At 69.4% G+C, this 16,585-nt stretch carries 16 protein-coding genes and 1 tRNA gene; 6 read left to right on the top strand and 11 right to left on the bottom strand.

Annotation, left to right across the window (positions count from 1 at the left end; translation table 11 throughout):
* Positions 1-276 precede the first annotated feature (276 nt).
* Entirely contained in the window at positions 277-1,422 is a 1,146-nt protein-coding gene (gene hppD, locus K3769_RS26845; RefSeq protein ID WP_267028849.1) for a 4-hydroxyphenylpyruvate dioxygenase, read from the bottom strand.
* 122 nt (positions 1,423-1,544) lie between these two features.
* On the opposite strand from hppD, the gene K3769_RS26840 reads away from it, so the two are divergent.
* The 5 genes from K3769_RS26840 (at position 1,545) to K3769_RS26820 (ending at position 5,879) form a co-directional block, all read left to right on the top strand.
* Entirely contained in the window at positions 1,545-2,021 is a 477-nt protein-coding gene (locus tag K3769_RS26840; RefSeq protein ID WP_267028848.1) for an Lrp/AsnC family transcriptional regulator, read from the top strand.
* Positions 2,022-2,052: 31 nt separating this feature from the next.
* The gene (locus K3769_RS26835) at positions 2,053-2,700 is read left to right on the top strand and encodes an ABC transporter permease (protein ID WP_107015967.1); all 648 of its coding nucleotides are present in this window, start codon (positions 2,053-2,055) and stop codon (positions 2,698-2,700) included.
* Complete coding sequence (locus K3769_RS26830; protein WP_372515038.1) at positions 2,693-3,997, top strand: betaine/proline/choline family ABC transporter ATP-binding protein; 1,305 nt, start codon at positions 2,693-2,695, stop codon at positions 3,995-3,997. The genes K3769_RS26835 and K3769_RS26830 overlap by 8 nt, the downstream gene beginning before the upstream one ends.
* 152 nt (positions 3,998-4,149) lie before the next feature.
* Positions 4,150-4,911, top strand: a complete 762-nt coding sequence (locus K3769_RS26825) for an ABC transporter permease (RefSeq protein WP_267031559.1) — start codon at positions 4,150-4,152, stop codon at positions 4,909-4,911.
* The gene (locus K3769_RS26820) at positions 4,908-5,879 is read left to right on the top strand and encodes a glycine betaine ABC transporter substrate-binding protein (protein WP_267028847.1); all 972 of its coding nucleotides are present in this window, start codon (positions 4,908-4,910) and stop codon (positions 5,877-5,879) included. The genes K3769_RS26825 and K3769_RS26820 overlap by 4 nt, the downstream gene beginning before the upstream one ends.
* A 57-nt stretch (positions 5,880-5,936) precedes the next feature.
* Here K3769_RS26820 and K3769_RS26815 read toward each other — a convergent pair whose 3' ends face one another.
* From K3769_RS26815 to K3769_RS26800, 4 genes are all read right to left on the bottom strand, one after another.
* Positions 5,937-6,737 (bottom strand): S16 family serine protease, encoded by an 801-nt coding sequence (locus K3769_RS26815; protein WP_267028846.1) that lies wholly within the window; start codon positions 6,735-6,737, stop codon positions 5,937-5,939.
* Between the two features lie 215 nt (positions 6,738-6,952).
* Positions 6,953-7,597, bottom strand: coding sequence for an IclR family transcriptional regulator (locus K3769_RS26810; RefSeq protein ID WP_107015962.1), 645 nt, complete (start codon positions 7,595-7,597; stop codon positions 6,953-6,955).
* A gap of 392 nt (positions 7,598-7,989) precedes the next feature.
* Positions 7,990-9,789, bottom strand: a complete 1,800-nt coding sequence (locus K3769_RS26805) for a DEAD/DEAH box helicase (protein WP_267028845.1) — start codon at positions 9,787-9,789, stop codon at positions 7,990-7,992.
* A gap of 212 nt (positions 9,790-10,001) precedes the next feature.
* Entirely contained in the window at positions 10,002-11,456 is a 1,455-nt protein-coding gene (locus K3769_RS26800) for an MFS transporter (RefSeq protein WP_267028844.1), read from the bottom strand.
* Positions 11,457-11,679: 223 nt separating this feature from the next.
* Here K3769_RS26800 and K3769_RS26795 point away from each other — a divergent pair.
* Positions 11,680-11,751: transfer RNA gene (locus K3769_RS26795), tRNA-Cys, on the top strand.
* Positions 11,752-11,905: 154 nt separating this feature from the next.
* Here the strand turns inward: K3769_RS26795 and K3769_RS26790 are convergent.
* From K3769_RS26790 to K3769_RS26765, 6 genes are all read right to left on the bottom strand, one after another.
* Entirely contained in the window at positions 11,906-12,073 is a 168-nt protein-coding gene (locus tag K3769_RS26790) for a hypothetical protein (RefSeq protein ID WP_267028843.1), read from the bottom strand.
* 331 nt (positions 12,074-12,404) lie between these two features.
* Entirely contained in the window at positions 12,405-13,661 is a 1,257-nt protein-coding gene (locus K3769_RS26785; RefSeq protein WP_267028842.1) for a tyrosine-type recombinase/integrase, read from the bottom strand.
* A 78-nt stretch (positions 13,662-13,739) separates the two neighbouring features.
* Positions 13,740-13,973: an excisionase family DNA-binding protein gene (locus K3769_RS26780; protein ID WP_267028841.1), complete on the bottom strand. Its 234-nt coding sequence runs from the start codon at positions 13,971-13,973 to the stop codon at positions 13,740-13,742.
* Positions 13,974-14,152: 179 nt separating this feature from the next.
* Complete coding sequence (locus K3769_RS26775) at positions 14,153-15,298, bottom strand: DUF3631 domain-containing protein (RefSeq protein ID WP_267028840.1); 1,146 nt, start codon at positions 15,296-15,298, stop codon at positions 14,153-14,155.
* Positions 15,295-15,648 (bottom strand): hypothetical protein, encoded by a 354-nt coding sequence (locus K3769_RS26770; protein WP_267028839.1) that lies wholly within the window; start codon positions 15,646-15,648, stop codon positions 15,295-15,297. Before K3769_RS26770 ends, K3769_RS26775 begins: the two co-directional genes overlap by 4 nt.
* A complete protein-coding gene (locus K3769_RS26765; protein ID WP_267028838.1) occupies positions 15,645-16,559 on the bottom strand; it encodes a bifunctional DNA primase/polymerase in 915 nt (304 codons plus the stop codon). Before K3769_RS26765 ends, K3769_RS26770 begins: the two co-directional genes overlap by 4 nt.
* Between the last annotated feature and the right edge of the window lie 26 nt (positions 16,560-16,585).

The raw sequence follows: 16,585 nt of genomic DNA, 5'->3' as shown, positions 1-16,585 counted from the left end.
GTGCGCCTGTGCCTGGAAGCGGGGCGGCGACGAGGGTGGGGGCGAGGGCGGAAGCGCGCGGCGGTAGTGGGTGGGTCGGGGCCGTGCCGGTACGTCGCGTCCGCCGCCTCCCGGGTGTACCGCCGTAAGGAGGAGGGTTGCCGTCGTTTGCAGGAGCCCTATGCGGCGGACCGCGACGTACCGGCACGGCCCGCTCCCGCCATGTCTGCGACGTACCGGCACGGCCCGCTCCCGCCATGTCTGGGGGGGTGCGGGCCGTCTCCGGGGGGAGAGAATTTAGAGGTTGCCTCGGCGTTCCTGCTCTCGTTCGATCGCCTCGAAGAGGGCCTTGAAGTTGCCCTTGCCGAAGCCCATGGAGCCGTGGCGTTCGATCATCTCGAAGAAGACCGTCGGCCTGTCCTGGACCGGCTTGGTGAAGATCTGGAGCAGGTAGCCGTCCTCGTCCCGGTCCACGAGGATCTTCAGTTCGCGGAGTGTTTCCACGGGGACCCTCGTCTCGCCCGCCCATTCGCCGAGAGTGTCGTAGTAGGAGTCCGGGGTGTCGAGGAACTGGACGCCCGCCGCGCGCATCGTGCGGACCGTGTTGACGATGTCGTTGGTGTTCAGGGCGATGTGCTGGACGCCCGCGCCGCCGTAGAACTCCAGGTACTCGTCGATCTGGGACTTCTTCTTGGCGATGGCGGGCTCGTTGATCGGGAACTTGACCTTGAGCGTGCCGTCGGCCACGACCTTCGACATCAGAGCGCTGTACTCGGTGGCGATGTCGTCCCCCACGAACTCCTTCATGTTCGTGAAGCCCATGACCTTGTTGTAGAAGCCGACCCATTCGTTCATCCGGCCGAGTTCCACGTTGCCCACGCAGTGGTCGACGGCCTGGAAGGTGCGCCGGGCGGGGGGCTCGACGATCGGGGCGGCGGCCATGTAGCCGGGGAGGTACGGGCCCTCGTAACCCGTGCGCTCGACCAGGGTGTGGCGGGTCTTGCCGTACGTGGCGATCGCGGCGAGGACCACCGTGCCGTGCTCGTCCTTGACGTCGTACGGCTCGGTGAGGGGGGTCGCTCCGTGTTCCACGGCGTACGCGAAGGCCGCGCGTGCGTCCGGGACCTCGATGGCGAGGTCCACCACTCCGTCGCCGTGCTCCGCCACGTGCTCGGAGAGGAAGTGGCCCCAGGGGGTGGCGGGCTTGATGACCGAGGTGAAGACGAAACGGGCCGAGCCGTTCTCCAGGACGTAGCTTGCCGTCTCCCGGCTGCCGTTCTCCGGTCCGGAGTACGCGACGAGTTGCATGCCGAAGGCCGTGGAGTAGTAGTGCGCCGCCTGTTTGGCGTTGCCCACGGCGAAGACGACCGCGTCCATTCCCTTGACCGGGAAGGGGTCTGCCTGCCGCGCGGTGTGAGGGGTGTGGTGCGTGGTCTGCGTCATGGGCGCAGACTCTCGCCCTTCAGCAAGGTGCGCAACAGTTTGCGATTCGGCTGGGCAATATGTTCAGTGGAGGGGCGGGTTGCGACTACTTCTTGTACAGGGTGACCATCGCGGAGGTGTTTGTGGGGATCGATCGTTTGGACGGGCGGCTTCTCGTGCTGCTGGCCGAGGAGCCGCGGATCGGTGTGCTGGAGATGTCCCGTCGGCTCGGGGTCGCGCGCGGGACCGTGCAGGCGCGGCTGGACCGCCTTCAGTCGAATGGCGTCATCCGGGGATTCGGCCCGCAGGTGGATCCCACGGCCCTCGGATATCCCGTCACCGCTTTCGCGACCCTCCAGATCCGGCAGGGTCAAGGCACGGACGTACGGGCGCACTTGGCGACCGTGCCCGAGGTGCTGGAGCTGCACACGACCACGGGCGGCGGGGACATGCTGTGCCGGCTCGTGGCTCGCTCCAACGCCGATCTTCAACGGGTGATCGACCGGGTTGTCGGTTTTGATGGCATCGTCCGGGCCTCCACGGCGATCGTCATGGAGAACCCCGTTCCGCTGCGGGTCATTCCGCTGGTGGAGCAGGCGGCGCGGGACGGTGACGGCTGAACGACTGGGCTACCGAGTGGGGTGACAGCGGGTGAACTTCTGGGAGTACCTCGGCAGTCGTCATCAGCAGCTCCTCGCCGATGCCTTTCAGCACGCCAGCGCCGTCTTCCAGTGCATGGTCGTCGCCACGGTCGTAGGGGTGGTGATCGGCGTGGTCACCTATCGCAGCGACTGGGCCGGGAACCTCGCCACGATCACCACGGCGACCCTGCTGACCATTCCCTCGCTCGCCATGATCGGTCTGCTGATCCCGGTGGTGGGACTGGGTGTGCCGCCCACGGTGATCGCCCTGACCCTGTACGGGCTGCTGCCCATCGTGCGGAACTCGATCGTCGGGCTGCGCGGGGTCGACCCGTCGCTGGTGGACGCGGCGACCGGCATCGGGATGTCGCGGCTCGCCCGGCTCGTACGCGTCGAACTGCCGTTGGCCTGGCCGCCGATCCTGACCGGGATCCGGGTCTCCACGCAGATGCTGATGGGCATCGCCGCGATCGCCGCGTACGCCTCGGGGCCGGGTCTCGGCAATGAGATCTTCCGCGGTATCGCCTCCCTGGGCAGCAAGAACGCGCTCAACCAAGTCCTCGCGGGCACGCTCGGGATCATCGTCCTGGCGCTGCTGTTCGATGCCGCGTACGTCCTCATCGGACGGCTGACCATCCCTAGGGGGATTCGTGTCTGAGACAGCAGCAGGGACCGTGGAAGGGGCGCGGGAGGGTGGGGGTGGGCGCGACGCCACCGGGGCCACCATCCGGCTGGAGAGTCTGAGCAAGCGGTATCCGGGGAGCGCCGATCCCGCGGTGGACAGCGTCAACATGGAGATCAACGCCGGTGAGCTGGTGGTGCTGGTCGGGCCCTCCGGGTGCGGGAAGTCCACCACGCTGAAAATGATCAACCGGCTGATCGAGCCCACGGGCGGGCGGATCCGCATCGGAGGCGAGGACGTCACCCACATGGATCCCGTCAAACTGCGACGGAAGATCGGGTACGCCATCCAGTCCTCGGGGCTCTTCCCGCACATGACGGTCGCCCAGAACATCGGGCTCGTGCCGAAGATGGTCGGCTGGTCGAAGGCGCGGGTCGCCGCGCGCATCGAGGAGATGCTCGATCTGGTGGGGCTCGATCCGGGCGAGTTCCACGGGCGGTATCCGCGGCAACTGTCCGGCGGGCAACAGCAGCGGGTGGGCGTGGCGCGGGCGTTGGCCGCCGATCCGCCCGTGCTGCTGATGGACGAGCCGTTCGGTGCCGTCGATCCGATCACTCGTGATCACCTGCAGGACGAGTTGATTCGGCTGCAGCACGAGCTGCACAAGACCATTGTTTTCGTCACGCACGACTTCGACGAGGCCATCAAGCTCGGTGACCGGATCGCGGTGCTGCGCGAGCAGTCGCACATCGCGCAGTTCGACACCCCGGAGGCGATCCTCACCAACCCCGCCGACGACTTCGTGTCCGGGTTCGTGGGCGCCGGTGCCGCCCTGAAGCGGCTGAACCTGACGCGCGTACGGGATGTGGAGATCACCGAGTATCCGACGGTGACCGTCGACGATCCACTGCAGGAGATCTTCAACAAGGTCCGGGCGAGCGGTACGAACGAGATCCTGCTCCTCGACCGGCGGGGGCGGCCCTACAAGTGGCTGCGGCGCGGCGATCTCATGCGGGCCCGGGGCTCGCTGGCCCGCGCCGGCACACCGGTGAACGACACCGTGACCAGGGACGCGACGCTGCGGGACGCGCTGGAGGCCGTGCTCACGGACAATGCGGGGCGGGTCGTGGTGACCGGGCGGCGCGGCGAGTACACCGGCGTGGTGGACATGGAGACGCTGATGAACTCCGTGCAGGAGATGCTGGAGGCCGACCGGCTCGACGCGATGGAGCACCAGCACGAGCTGGAGGAGGCCCGCACCGAGCAGAGCCGCCATGAGGGTTCCCGTCAGGAGCAGGAGGGTGCGGGTGGCGGCGGGGAGGGCGAGGCGTGAGCGGCCCCGAGGCCGGTCGCGATGGCGACGCGGGTGACCGGGACGACCGGGGCACCCGTACGGAGCGCGGGGGTTCCCGTCCTGGTGCCGGGGACGTCGGGGGTGTCGGGCCGGAAGCCGGGCGGGAGGCCGCCTTCGACGAGGAGCTCGCCGTGGTGGCCGCCAAGTCCCCGGCCGGCAGGATCAGTTGGCTGAAGCTGACCCTTCTGCCGACCGTGCTCGTCGTCGGACTGCTCTGCACCTGGCTCTGGTTCCGCCAGGCGGACCTCGACCCCCTCTCCGAGAACGCGCTCAGCAACGGGCAGGTGTGGAAGGCGCTGCGCCAGCACATCGAGCTGACCGTGATCTCCACCTTCTTCGTGCTGATCATCGCGATTCCGCTGGGCATCCTGCTGACGCGCGGGGCCCTGCGCAAGGCGACCCCGGTGGCCATGACCTTCGCCAACATGGGGCAGGCCACGCCCGCGATCGGGCTGCTGGCCCTGCTGGTGATCTGGCTGGGCATCGGCCGCAGGGCGGCGCTGATCGGCATCATCGCGTACGCCGTCCTGCCCGTCCTGTCCAACACGATCGCCGGGCTGAAGGCGAACGACCCGACGCTCCTGGAGGCCGCCCGGGGAATCGGCATGTCCCCGCTGGGTGTGCTGGGCCGCATCGAACTCCCGCTGGCCGTACCGCTGATCCTGGCCGGCGTACGGACCGCGCTCGTCCTGAACGTGGGCACGGCGACGCTCGCCACGTTCGGCGGAGGCGGCGGTCTGGGCGTGCTGATCACGACCGGGATCACCAATCAGCGGATGCCGGTGCTGGTCCTCGGCTCGATCCTGACCGTCGCACTGGCCCTGCTGGTCGACTGGCTGGCGTCACTGGCCGAGCTGCTGCTCAGCCCGCGCGGACTGGAGGCGGGCTCATGAGACGACGGGTTACGGGGCCGGTGGCGGCGTTCGCCCTGCTGGTGGTGGTCTCCGGGTGCGGGCTGACCAGCGGTTCGCCCATGGTCGACGACGTGCGGCCGGGGTCGGTCGGGAAGGGGCGCCCCCTCGAGGGTGCCAAGCTGACCGTGACCTCCAAGGAGTTCACCGAGCAGCTCGTCCTGGGCGCGATCATGGGCATCGCGTTCCAGGCGGCCGGCGCCGAGGTGCTGGACCGTACGGGCATCCAGGGCTCCATCGGCTCCCGGGAAGCGGTCAAGAACGGGGACGCCGACGCCGGTTACGAGTACACGGGCACCGCCTGGATCACCTACCTGGGCAACAGCGATCCCATCGCGGACCCGCAGAAGCAGTGGGAGGCCGTGCGCGACGCCGACCGGAAGAACGGGCTGACGTGGCTGGCCCCCTCGAAGCTGAACAACACGTACGCGCTCGCCATGAACCAGGCCAACTACAAGAAGTACGGCACGAAGACGCTCTCCGACGTGGCCGCCCTCGCCAAGAAGGACCCCAAGGCCGTCTCGGTCTGCGTGGAGAGCGAGTTCGCCAACCGGGCCGACGGGCTGCCGGGCATGGAGAAGGCCTACGGCATGAGACTGCCGAGCGGGAACATCACACAGATGGACACCGGGATCATCTACACCCAGGTGCGCAAGGGGAGTTGTACGTACGGGGAGGTCTTCACCACCGACGGGCGGATCAAGTCGATGAACCTCGCCGTGATGGCGGACGACAAGAAGTTCTTCCCCAACTACAACGTGGCTCCGTCGATCAACTCCAAGGCCCTGAAGAAGTATCCGGCGATCGCCGAGGTGCTGGCCCCGATCACGAAGCGGCTCGACAACGACGTGGCGCAGGAGCTGAACGCCAAGGTGGACGTCGACGGGGAGGACCCGCACGCGGTGGCCCTGGACTGGATGAAGGCGGAGGGCTTCGTGAAGGAGGGGTGAGGGGCGGGGCCCCGCAGGAGAGGGGGCCCAGCAGGAGGGGGCCTACCAAGAGGGGGCCTAGCAGGAGGGGACGGAGCCTTTGTCCTTCTCCAGGGCCACCAGGTCGTCGACGGCGCCCTTGAGGGTGGTCACGGGGATGAGGCGAAGCCCCTTCGGCAGCTCCGACCTGGCGTCCGCGCACTCCGCCTTCGGTACCAGGAAGACGGTCGCGCCGTCGCGGCGGGCCGCCTGCGTCTTCAGGGCCACTCCCCCGACCGCGCCGACCTTCCCGTCGGCGTCGATCGTGCCCGTACCCGCGATGATCCGGCCGCCCGTGAGGTCGCCGCCGCTGCCGTCGCCGTCCAGCTTGTCGACGATGCCGAGGGAGAAGAGGAGCCCGGCGCTCGGACCGCCCACGTCGGCGAGCTTCAGCGTGACCTCGATGTCGTCCGACCGCTCGCCGAGCTGGTTCAGCGCCGCCTCGGTGGCGGTGTCCTGGGACTTCCTCATCTCCTCGGCGTTGTACTCCTCGATCTCCTTGACGCTGTCGCCGCTCGGGTAGACCGCGTCGCGGGGCATCACGGCACGGTCCGTACGGAACCAGCCGTCGAGCACGTCGCCGAGGCTGACGTCCGTGTCCGGGGCCGTCGCCTCGATGGTCGTCATCCGCAGCTGCCCGCTCGTCTCGCGGGCCTTCGCGCCGGAGATCGTGATCACCGGGTCACCCTTGTTCTCGCCGAGGACATCCGCGGTCATACCGGGCTGCGCCAACGAGAAGGGCAACGGCGCGAACACCGCCACGGCGAACAGCCCCACGAGGGGCACGGCGCACGCGGCGACGGCCTGGAGCCGGGAGAGACCGGAGAGTCGAAAAGGCACAGGATCAATCTAACGGAGAGCAACACCCCCACCCACGCCCGCACCTCAAGGGGCGCGGGGAACGGCGCAGTCTTCAAGGGGCGCGGGGAACGGCGCAATCTTTCAGGGGCGCGGGGAACGGCGCAATCTTTTGGTCTTTAGCCTGTCAGGGGCGCGGGCGCGGGGAACGGCGCAGTACGTGGCGGCCCAGGGCACGGGGAACGGCGCGAGGCCGGTCACCGCAACGCGTCAGCCACCTCACGCGCAGCGTCGACAACCCGCGGCCCCACCCGCTCAGGCACCGCGTCCGCCAGCATCACCACCCCCACGCTCCCCTCCACCCCCGTCACACCGACCAGCGCCGCCGCGGCCCCGCTCGCCCCGGCCTCCAGCTCCCCGTGCGTCAGCGTGTAACCGAGTTCGCCGTCCGCGCCCCCGGCCCGCGCGGCGAGGATCGCCTTCCCGGCGGCCCCCCGCTCCAGCGGATGCCGGAACCCCGCGCGGTACGCCACGTGGTAGTCCGTCCACGTCGGCTCGACCACGGCGACGGCGAGCGCCTCCGTACCGTCGACCAGCGTGAGATGGGCGGTCGCCCCGATGTCCTCGGCCAGCGACCGCAACGCGGGCAGCGCGGCCTCGCGCACCAGCGGATGCACCTGCCGGCCGAGCCGCAGCACCCCGAGCCCGACCCGGGCCCGGCCGCCCAGGTCCCGGCGTACGAGGGCGTGCTGTTCGAGCGTGGCGAGCAACCGGTACACAACGGTCCGGTTGACTCCGAGTTTGTTGGACAGCTCGGTGACGGTCAGACCGTGGTCGGTGTCGGCGAGCAGCTTGAGGACACGCAGTCCCCGGTCGAGCGTCTGGGAGGTTTCCGCGGTCACGACGCCCACTCCTTAGTGGTGAGAGTCGGCGACCCCCTGCGAGGCGGACGCGTCACCGGTCCCATCGGCGACGCGCGTCAGAGGCCGCCGGTCGGCTGCGTCCCGGGTACTCCCGGGCTGGCACCGGCTGCGCTCCGCGGCGGCGCTGCCACGGGGCGTGTGCGTAGCGGGGACAGTAGCGAGCTGGTTCGCTCAGCGGAAGGCTCCGTCCAGAATCCGGTCATGCGCAGGCACATACCGCCCCTGGTTACCCGTGGTTTGATCCACTTTTGGCAGTATCTGAGCAGCTCAGGCCACCTGGAGTACACCGACCTCATACAGAGCGCACACGAGCTCCCGTGCCATCGACGGCACGGGCGCTCGTGTCGACGTACGGGCGCGTGGTGGTCACTTCACCGCATCCGCGTGGCCCACTCCTGCACCTTCTCGATGCGCTGGCGCAGCTGCCCGGCGGTCGCCTCCGCGCTCGGCGGGCCCCCGCAGACGCGGCGCAGCTCGGTGTGGATCACGCCGTGGGGCTTGCCGCTCTGGTGGACGTACGCGCCGACCATGGTGTTGAGCTTCTTGCGCAGCTCCAGCATCTCCTTGTGGGAGACCACGGGGCGCCGCTCGGCGGGCAGTTCGAGGAGGTCTGCCTCCTCGTCCGGCTTCTTGCGGCTGTGCGCGATCTGCCGGGCCTGGCGCTTCTGGAGGAGGAGCTGCACCTGGTCGGGTTCGAGGAGGCCGGGGATGCCGAGGTAGTCCTGCTCCTCCGCGCTTCCCGGGTGGGCCTGCATCCCGAACTCGGCGCCGTCGTAGAGGACCCGGTCGAAGACGGCCTCGGACTCCAGCGCCTCGAAGGAGAACTCCTCCTGCTCGCCGGTGTCCTCGTCCTGCTCCTTGTTCGCCTCCTCCATCTCCTTCTCGGATTCGGCGTACGGGTCCTCCTCGGTCTCCTTCTTGGGCTTGTCGAGGGCGTGGTCGCGCTCGACCTCCATCTCGTTGGCGAAGGTGAGGAGGTCGGGGACGGTCGGCAGGAAGACGGACGCGGTCTCGCCGCGCCGCCTGGACCGTACGAAGCGGCCGACGGCCTGGGCGAAGAAGAGGGGGGTCGAGATGGTGGTCGCGTACACGCCCACGGCGAGGCGCGGTACGTCGACGCCCTCGGACACCATGCGCACGGCGACCATCCAGCGGTCCTCGCTGTGGCTGAACTCGTCGATCCGGTTCGAGGCGCCGGTGTCGTCGGACAGGACGAGGGTGGCCTTGGTGCCGGTGATCTCGCGGATGAGCTTGGCGTAGGCGCGGGCGGAGTCCTGGTCGGAGGCGATGACGAGGGCGCCGGCGTCCGGGATGCCCTTGCGGACCTCGGTCAGCCGCTGGTCGGCGGCGCGCAGCACGCTGGGCATCCACTCGCCGCGCGGGTCGAGGGCGGTGCGCCAGGCCTGGCTGACGGCGTCCTTGGTCATCGGCTCGCCGAGCCGGGCGGCGATCTCGTCCCCCGCCTTCGTACGCCAGCGCATGTTGCCGCTGTAGGAGAGGAAGATGACGGGCCGCACGACGCCGTCGCCGAGGGCGGAGCCGTAGCCGTAGGTGTAGTCGGCGGCGGAGCGGCGGATTCCGTCGTTGCCCTCCTCGTACGCGACGAAGGGGATGGGGTTCGTGTCGGAACGGAACGGCGTACCGGTGAGGGCGAGCCGGCGGGTCGCGGGCTCGAAGGCCTCCAGGCACGCCTCGCCCCAGGACTTGGAGTCGCCGGCGTGGTGGATCTCGTCGAGGATGACGAGGGTCTTGCGCTGCTCGCAGCGGTTGCGGTGGAGCATGGGCCGCACGCCGACACCGGCGTAGGTCACGGCGACGCCCTGGTACTCCTTGCTGAGCGGGCCCGCGCTGTACTCGGGATCCAGCTTGATCCCTATCCGCGCCGCCGCCTCCGCCCACTGCTTCTTCAGATGCTCGGTCGGCGCGACCACGGTCACCTGCTGCACGACATGGTGGTGCAGCAGCCATGACGCGAGCGTCAGCGCGAAGGTCGTCTTGCCGGCGCCGGGGGTCGCGACGGCGAGAAAGTCACGCGGCTGCTCCTGGAGGTACCGCTCCATCGCCCCCTGCTGCCAGGCACGCAGCTTGCTGGCGGTGCCCCAGGGGGCCCGCCCGGGAAACGCGGGCGACAGGTGGTGCGAAGAGGCGGCGGAAGCGGCGGTGGTAGTCACGGTCTCCGTGGGGTGGTCGAGCGGCTCGGTTGCTTATGACGACGGCTGTGCAGGACGACGGCTGCGTAGGACGACGGCTGCGTATGACAACCGGGCCACCCTACCGGCGCCCCGTGAACGTCAACGCGCGGACGAGGCGGGGTCACCCGTGGATGGGACTCAGCTCACATCGGCGCGCGGCGGCTCACGGCGGCTGTGGCGGCTACGGCGGTTCACGGTGCCGACGGAACCCGCAGCCGTGTCGTCACCCACGCCCCCACCAGCGCCACCCCCGCCATCGGCAGGAACACCGCCACGAACGCGGCCGGGTGCCCGCCGGAGGCCTGCGTGGCCGTATGGGTGACCGTGCCGCCGCCGAGCGCCGCGAAGGCCGCGCCGCCCGCGGCGAGGAGCAGGACGTTGGCGAGGCCGTCGGACATCTGCAGGGCGGCGGAGTTGTTGCCCGCCTGGCCGGGGGCGGAGAGCTGGAGCAGGAGGACGCTGGTGGAGGAGATCACCAGACCCATGCCGAAGCAGCCGAACGCCCAGGCCACCGCCACCGTCCACACCGGCACCCCGTCGATCAGCACGGCCGGCGCGGCGGCTATGGCGGCGGCGGTCAGCACCATGCCCAGCATCATCAGCCGCTCCCGGTACGGCTCCACGCGCGCCCTCGCCTGTACGAAGGAGCCCAGCGCCCAGGTGCCGCCGCCGGCCGCGAGGGAGAACCCGGCGAGCGTCGGCGACAGGCCCCGCTCGGTGACCAGCATCAGCGGTACGAAGGACTCCGCCGCGATGAAGGACCCGGCCGCCACACCACGCAGCAGCACCACGGACGGAAGCCCGCGCGCCGCCAGGTAGGTGCCGCGCGGCAGCAGCCCGAGCACCGCGGGGACGAGCAGCGCGGCTCCCGCCACACCGGGGATCAGGGACAGCCACCGCAGGTCCTGGGCGGCGTACTGCAGCAGTCCCGCGCCCGCGGAGATGCCCAGCGCCAGCCGGATGCGCCGCCGGTCGAAGGGCGCGGGCAGGGTGCCCTCCTCCGGTCCGGACGCCCGTCCGCGTATCTGCGGCAGCGCGAGCGCCAGCGGCAGGAGGACCAGCACGGGTACGCCGACGAAGACCCAGCGCCAGCCGAGGTGCTCGGTCACCGCGCCGGACGCGAGGGGGCCGACGATGGAGGGGACGACCCAGCTCGCCGCGAACGCCGCCATGATCGACGGGCGCAGCCGTGCCGGGTAGGCCCTTCCGACGACCACGTACAGCGCGACGATCACGAGCCCGCCGCCCAGGCCCTGTACGGCCCGGCCGAGGATGAACAGCCACATGGCGCCGGCCGTTCCGGACAGCAGCAGCCCCGCCGCGAAGGCCCCGATCCCCGCGGTGAGGGACCCCAGCGGGCCGGCCCGGTCGGACCACTGCCCGGCCAGCACCATGCCGAACAGGCTCGTCGTGAAGTACCCGGAGAACGCGAACGCGTACAGCGAGATCCCGTCGAGCTCCCGGGCCGCCACCGGCATGGCCGTCCCGACGGCCGTCGCCTCGAAGGCGATCAGCAGCACGACGGAGACGATCCCGATGCTCAGCGCCCGGTACGGACGGCTGAGCACGCCGTCCTGGGCGTCGTCCTCGCTCGGTGCGCTCGGGGTGGCGGCGACTCCGGTGTCGCCCGGTTCCAGGGAGGTCATGTCCGCCAGGGTAAGGGGCTAGACCGACATTGACCCCTGTCGAAAGACGGCCCTGCCCTGAGACCTTGGTCGTACGACCTGCACCACGCGCCCTTTGTGAACGCGGCATGGCAGTCCCGTTGCGGCCCCCACGAACCTCTTGGCCGCCCCCACCCCGCCCCGTACGGTCGACACAACGAGTCCGGAACGACCACGCGAACACCGCTCCACCGGACTCAAGCTTGGCCGTGTGCCCGAGTGGCTTAGGGACTCGCCTGCAAAGCGAGGCACGTGGGTTCAATTCCCGCCACGGCCTCTACCTGGCCTGACCAGGCAGAACGAAGGGGCGGCACCCTCGCGAGGTGTCGCCCCTTTCGCGTGCTCGTCTCATTTCCCGTCTCAGTTGCCATCTCTGCCGTGGCCGCTGCCGGGCTCCACACGGGCTCGTTTAGCCGCCCTGGCGATTGGCCCTACGTGGCAACGATGATGGTCATCCCCAGCATGGCAACGCCGAACAACCCGACACCAAACATCGCCATGGCATCCGTGGGGTTGCGTGTCCAGGCATACGCGCCGATGCCGAAGATCAGCCCTACCACGAGCGCGATGGCAATGACTGCGACGATCTTGCTGCTCACTCCACTTTCCTTCCGTTTCCTTCGAGGAAGGGGCAGCCGGAAAGGAGCGTGCGCGGGGCAGCTCTCAACCGAGCCGCCCCACTAATTTCATGGGTTGCTTCGGTTGAGACTGCCCGATGGCGACAGAACTCATAGACACTACTCGGCAGCCTGCCTGCGTACACAGAGACGCGTCTATCAAATCCAGTCAAGCGGGTTAGCGCTGCCAACGCCCGCTTGACGCCCGTCCTACTCATCGGCAGCCATCGTCTGCCGTGGACGAACTTCCTTGTCTAGATCGGCCGCTAACTGTTTGGACTGGCCGATGAGAGCAGGCTACAACATCTGTCCGTCAGTTTTCGTCTGATCGCTCTACATCAGGCTTCCCGTCCTTGCTCCAGATCAGCGTGTCAACTTGCGTGGCAATACCGCTCCGAACGCTGTCGACCATGTGCTGGTATCGAGCAGCCATGGCAGTAGTCGACCAGCCCATGAGGCCCATGACTGCGCGCTCCGGAACCCCAAGGATGAGCAGAACGGTGGCGGCTGTGTGGCGCGCGTCGTGCAGACGGCCGTCACGGACCTTCGCCTCTGCCAGAAGAGCCTTCCACTCAGCCCAATCCCGGCGGTGGGACGGGCTACGGCCGTGTTCATCCGGGAAGACCAACCTGTTCTCCTCCCAGCGCTTGCCGGCCGCCGCCCGCTCCCCTTCCTGTGCCTTGAGATGGGCACGGAGTAGGTCAACGAGCTGTTCGGGAAGACCGACGGCGCGGCGGCCAGCGCGCGATTTGGTGGTGGACAGTTCCGGGTTCGTGCGTCGCTTTTGAGGGCAGTACCCGGCGGCCTTACGCCCGCAGGGTTCCACGCACCCGTGGGCGTACTGCGGGCGGTGACGACTACGGCGGACTACGAGGAACCCGCCGTCAAGGTCCACGTCCTCCCACCTCAGACCGAGCACTTCCCCTTGCCTCAGTCCGAGCGCAAGAGCGACGGCCCAGCGAGCGGAGTTGCGGTTCTGGCTAGCGGCCTTGAGCAACCGCTGCACCTCGTGGACGCTGTAGGGCTCCACTTCGTACTCCCCCGTTTTCGGCGCCTTGGCCAACTGGACGGGGTTCTTGCCGAGATGCCCCCGCCGCACGGCCTCATTGAGGGCGGTGCGCAAGGTTCGGTGCACCTGGTGAGCGGTCGCGGGCTTACTGCCATTGGCCTGCATCTTGGCGTAGAACGTTTCGATGTGCTCGGGCTTGAGCCTGTCGAGCCGGTGAGCGCCCAAGCCGGGGATCAGGTGCTTCCGCACGGCGACGCCGTACCCGACCATCGTGTTGTCGTTCACTGCGAGGGACGCAACGTTCTCGATCCAGTGCGTCAGCCACGTCTTGACCGTCCATGCCTTGCCGGGCTTCTTCATGGTCTTTGCGTCGCGCTGCTTCTCCAACTCGCGTACGGCGGCTGTCACTTCGGCGCGGGTCTTGCGTTCGACGTGGCGGCGGTCCGGGGTGCCGTCGTCGCGGATGCCGACGGTAACGCGGCCGTGCCACTTGCCGTCTTTGCTCTGGTAGATGGACGACCGGCCGTTGGGCTGTCGGGTGCGCTTCTTGTCTTCCGCCACGGGCGGACTCCTTCAGGATGATGTGGAAACAGCCCGGGACGCCACCTCGGTGCGAGGTGGCGTCCCGGTGTGAGGCGATCAGGCGGCGCGCTGCTCAGCGCGGCGGCGTGCGAGGTAGGCGGCCGGAGCGTCGGCGGGGACGCGCCGGAGTCCGCCGACCATCAGGGATTCCAGTTCTCCGGCGCGGATGAGGGCGAAGCAGGTGGTGCGGCCGACTCGGAGGCAGCGGGCGGCCTCTACGACGGTCAGGAGGACCGGGGCCGGGTCGCTGGCCTCAGCGAGCGGTGCGGTGTCCACAGCGGCGATGCTCATCGAAAGGTCTCCTCTAGGACTGTCCTTCGGGGGCCCTCTGAGGGGCGCTACTTCCGCTACCGCCGCTACCTCGCAGGTCAGGGGCCTGTTCGGGGTAGCGGGAAGGGGTAGCGGTAGCGGATGGGTAGCGGGGCGGTAGCGGCAACCGTGGGTGGTTGCCGCTACCGCGTTATCGCAGGTCAGGCCAGGTTTTCGGTGCCCGGTAGCGGAGGTAGCGGACTTTCCGGGGTTGGGGGGCAGTAGCGGCCCCACGCGTCGTGCAGATCGGTGGCGTAGTAGCCCTTGAGGACGCTCCCGGCAGTCTTGATGTTGCGGGACGCGATCGGCTCCGTGTCCGACGTCATGTACTCCGCGAGCATCTTCGACAGGCGCCGGCTGTCGAGCGGCTTGCCGTTCAAGTCGGCCCATGGTGCGTCGTCGAGGGCGTTGAGCCGATCCAGGATGGCGATGGTGGGCAGGCGGTCGATGCCGACCATGACGTGATCGCGCAGGTCGGTCAGCAGCCGGACCCCGAGGCTTCCTTTGTCGTTGGTCTTGGACGCGGTCACCAGCGTCACGCACGCTTCCCGTGCCCGCTTGGGCCAGTCGCCGCCTGCGGCGTCTGCGATGGCGAGCAGGGATTCCCACACGTCCGCCGGCCGGTCGGAGACGCCGTCGGGCATCTCCGGCCATGCCCCCATAACGAACCCCCGGGCGTGCTCGGCCCACTTGGCGAGCCGGTCGCGCAGCGCGTGCCCCTCGGCCTCGTGCAGACGGGCGCGGAAAGGTTCGATGCGCTCGTTACGGGCCCGCCGGCGCATGCGGATGATGATGGAGCGGGTCATGATCGTGTCGGGGAGGTTGCCGAGTCCGGCGACCGCGACCCCGCAGTACGAGGGGAACGCCTGGACGGTCTGGTTGCCGCCGTCTCCGATGCACCGGTAGGTGACCCCGGTCCGGCGGTGACCCGCGTTGAGGAACCCGCGCAGTTCCTCGTTGTCGCCTGCCTTGGGCCCGAAGACGGTGTCGATCTCGTCGAACAGGATCGTGGGCCGCCCGTTCGGGTTCGACACCGAGCGGAACAGAGCGGCGGCGGACGCGTTGACCGCCGTCATCGGCTCCGGCACGAGGGTTTCCACGATCTCCAGCGCACGCGACTTCCCCGACCCGGGCTCCGGGGAGAGGAAGGCGAGCCGGGGCGTGGAGTCGAAGCAGTCCAGCAGGTGGGCGTGCGCGTCCCACAGCGCGACCGCGACGTAGGCAGCTTCGGTGGGGAAGACGTTGAAGCGGCGGTGGAAGGCTTCCACCTCGTTGAGCAGCGCGGCGCCGTCGATGGTGTCGCTCATGCGGCGGCCCTCCCTTCCTGTGCGGTGCGGAGCGGGCAGTGGTCGCGGTGGGTTTCGTGGTCGGTGATCAGGGTGAGCACGCGGGCTTTGCCGACCGCGCTGCGGTCACGTCCGCACAGGCATTTCGAGGTGGCGGTGGGCACTGCACCGCGCGGGGCGCAGATGGTCAGCCACGCGATGGGGTACCGGCCGTCTTCGGTCTGCGGGTCAGGGCGAAGAGCAGTGCGGACGCCCTGACGGGCGGCGCCTTTCGGCTCGCCCACGACCGGCCCGAGTGCGGCTGGTTCGGCGGGGTGCGGGCCGCTCGCCACCTGTTGGCCTTCCAAGGGAGGGCGGGGAGGGGTGTTCATGCCGTCTCCCGGGGCCGGACCTTGCGCAGGGAACTGTCCAGAGCACTGCGGATCGTGCTCCGGCACTCCGCAGCGGTGAGTCCCCGCGCCTCTCCAGCCGCTTGGAAGGCTTCTTCTGCCACGTGCCGGGGGAGGTCGCCCCACGCGACGAACCGCCCCACCTTGAACGCGCACCGGTTCAACGTGATGTTGCCCTGCTTCTCCGGCGCCGCGGCCACGGTCGCGCATTCGGCTTCCAGTGCGGCCAGAGCCGCGCGGCTGCCGTCGACCGCAGGCAGCCGCAATGGCACCGCGGGGCGGGCGGGGGCGGGTTCCAGCAACTCCAGCAGCCATCCCGGCAGGAGCACCGGGGCGGTGTCGTTGACGGTCTCGTACGAGCCGCCCGGGGTGACGCTGCCCGCGGCCACGACGTACCCACCCCACGCCCGAGTGTCGACCAGGGGCGCGAGGGTGCCCGCGGTGTTGCCCAACCGGACGCCGACCGGGGCGGTGAAGTACAGGTGCTGTCCGCCGCTCGCGGTCCGGACCCGGTAGGTGGTGGGAACGGAGTGCCCGGTGCGCTCGCAGAGCGCCTCAAAGGTCGTCGCGCCGTCAGGCGCGTCCGCACTGCCGTTGCCGTTGTCCTGGTTCTTGGGCACGTCCAGGTCGACGACGACCAACCCGGAGGGGCCGGTGGCGAGACCGATGTTCGCAGGGCTGGTCTCCCAGCACAGGGTGATGCGGTGCGGGTCGACGGTCGCCCGTTCCTGCCACTTCAGGTGGCCGCGGGAGCAGTCGCCGGTGGTGCGGCACCGGTCCGCCCCATGCAGAGCGGGCCGCTTCGTGCCGGGACGCAGCGGAAAGACGTGCCACCCACGTTGTGCAGCGTCCAGCGCTGCGGACAGCAGCGCGGTACGGGGGTCATGGGTCATGCTGGAGGTCTCCAGTTCCTTTGATG

The organism is Streptomyces ortus, assembly GCF_026341275.1.
GTDB lineage: Bacteria > Actinomycetota > Actinomycetes > Streptomycetales > Streptomycetaceae > Streptomyces > Streptomyces ortus.
This window is presented reverse-complemented; position numbering and strand designations above follow the sequence as displayed.

Coding starts and splice junctions, on each gene's coding strand:
- hppD (WP_267028849.1), bottom strand. CDS start 1,422: ATGACGCAGACCACGCACCACACCCCTCACACCGCGCGGCAGGCAGAC.
- K3769_RS26780 (WP_267028841.1), bottom strand. CDS start 13,973: ATGAGCATCGCCGCTGTGGACACCGCACCGCTCGCTGAGGCCAGCGAC.
- K3769_RS26770 (WP_267028839.1), bottom strand. CDS start 15,648: ATGAACACCCCTCCCCGCCCTCCCTTGGAAGGCCAACAGGTGGCGAGC.
- K3769_RS26820 (WP_267028847.1), top strand. CDS start 4,908: ATGAGACGACGGGTTACGGGGCCGGTGGCGGCGTTCGCCCTGCTGGTG.
- K3769_RS26800 (WP_267028844.1), bottom strand. CDS start 11,456: ATGACCTCCCTGGAACCGGGCGACACCGGAGTCGCCGCCACCCCGAGC.
- K3769_RS26775 (WP_267028840.1), bottom strand. CDS start 15,298: ATGAGCGACACCATCGACGGCGCCGCGCTGCTCAACGAGGTGGAAGCC.
- K3769_RS26765 (WP_267028838.1), bottom strand. CDS start 16,559: ATGACCCATGACCCCCGTACCGCGCTGCTGTCCGCAGCGCTGGACGCT.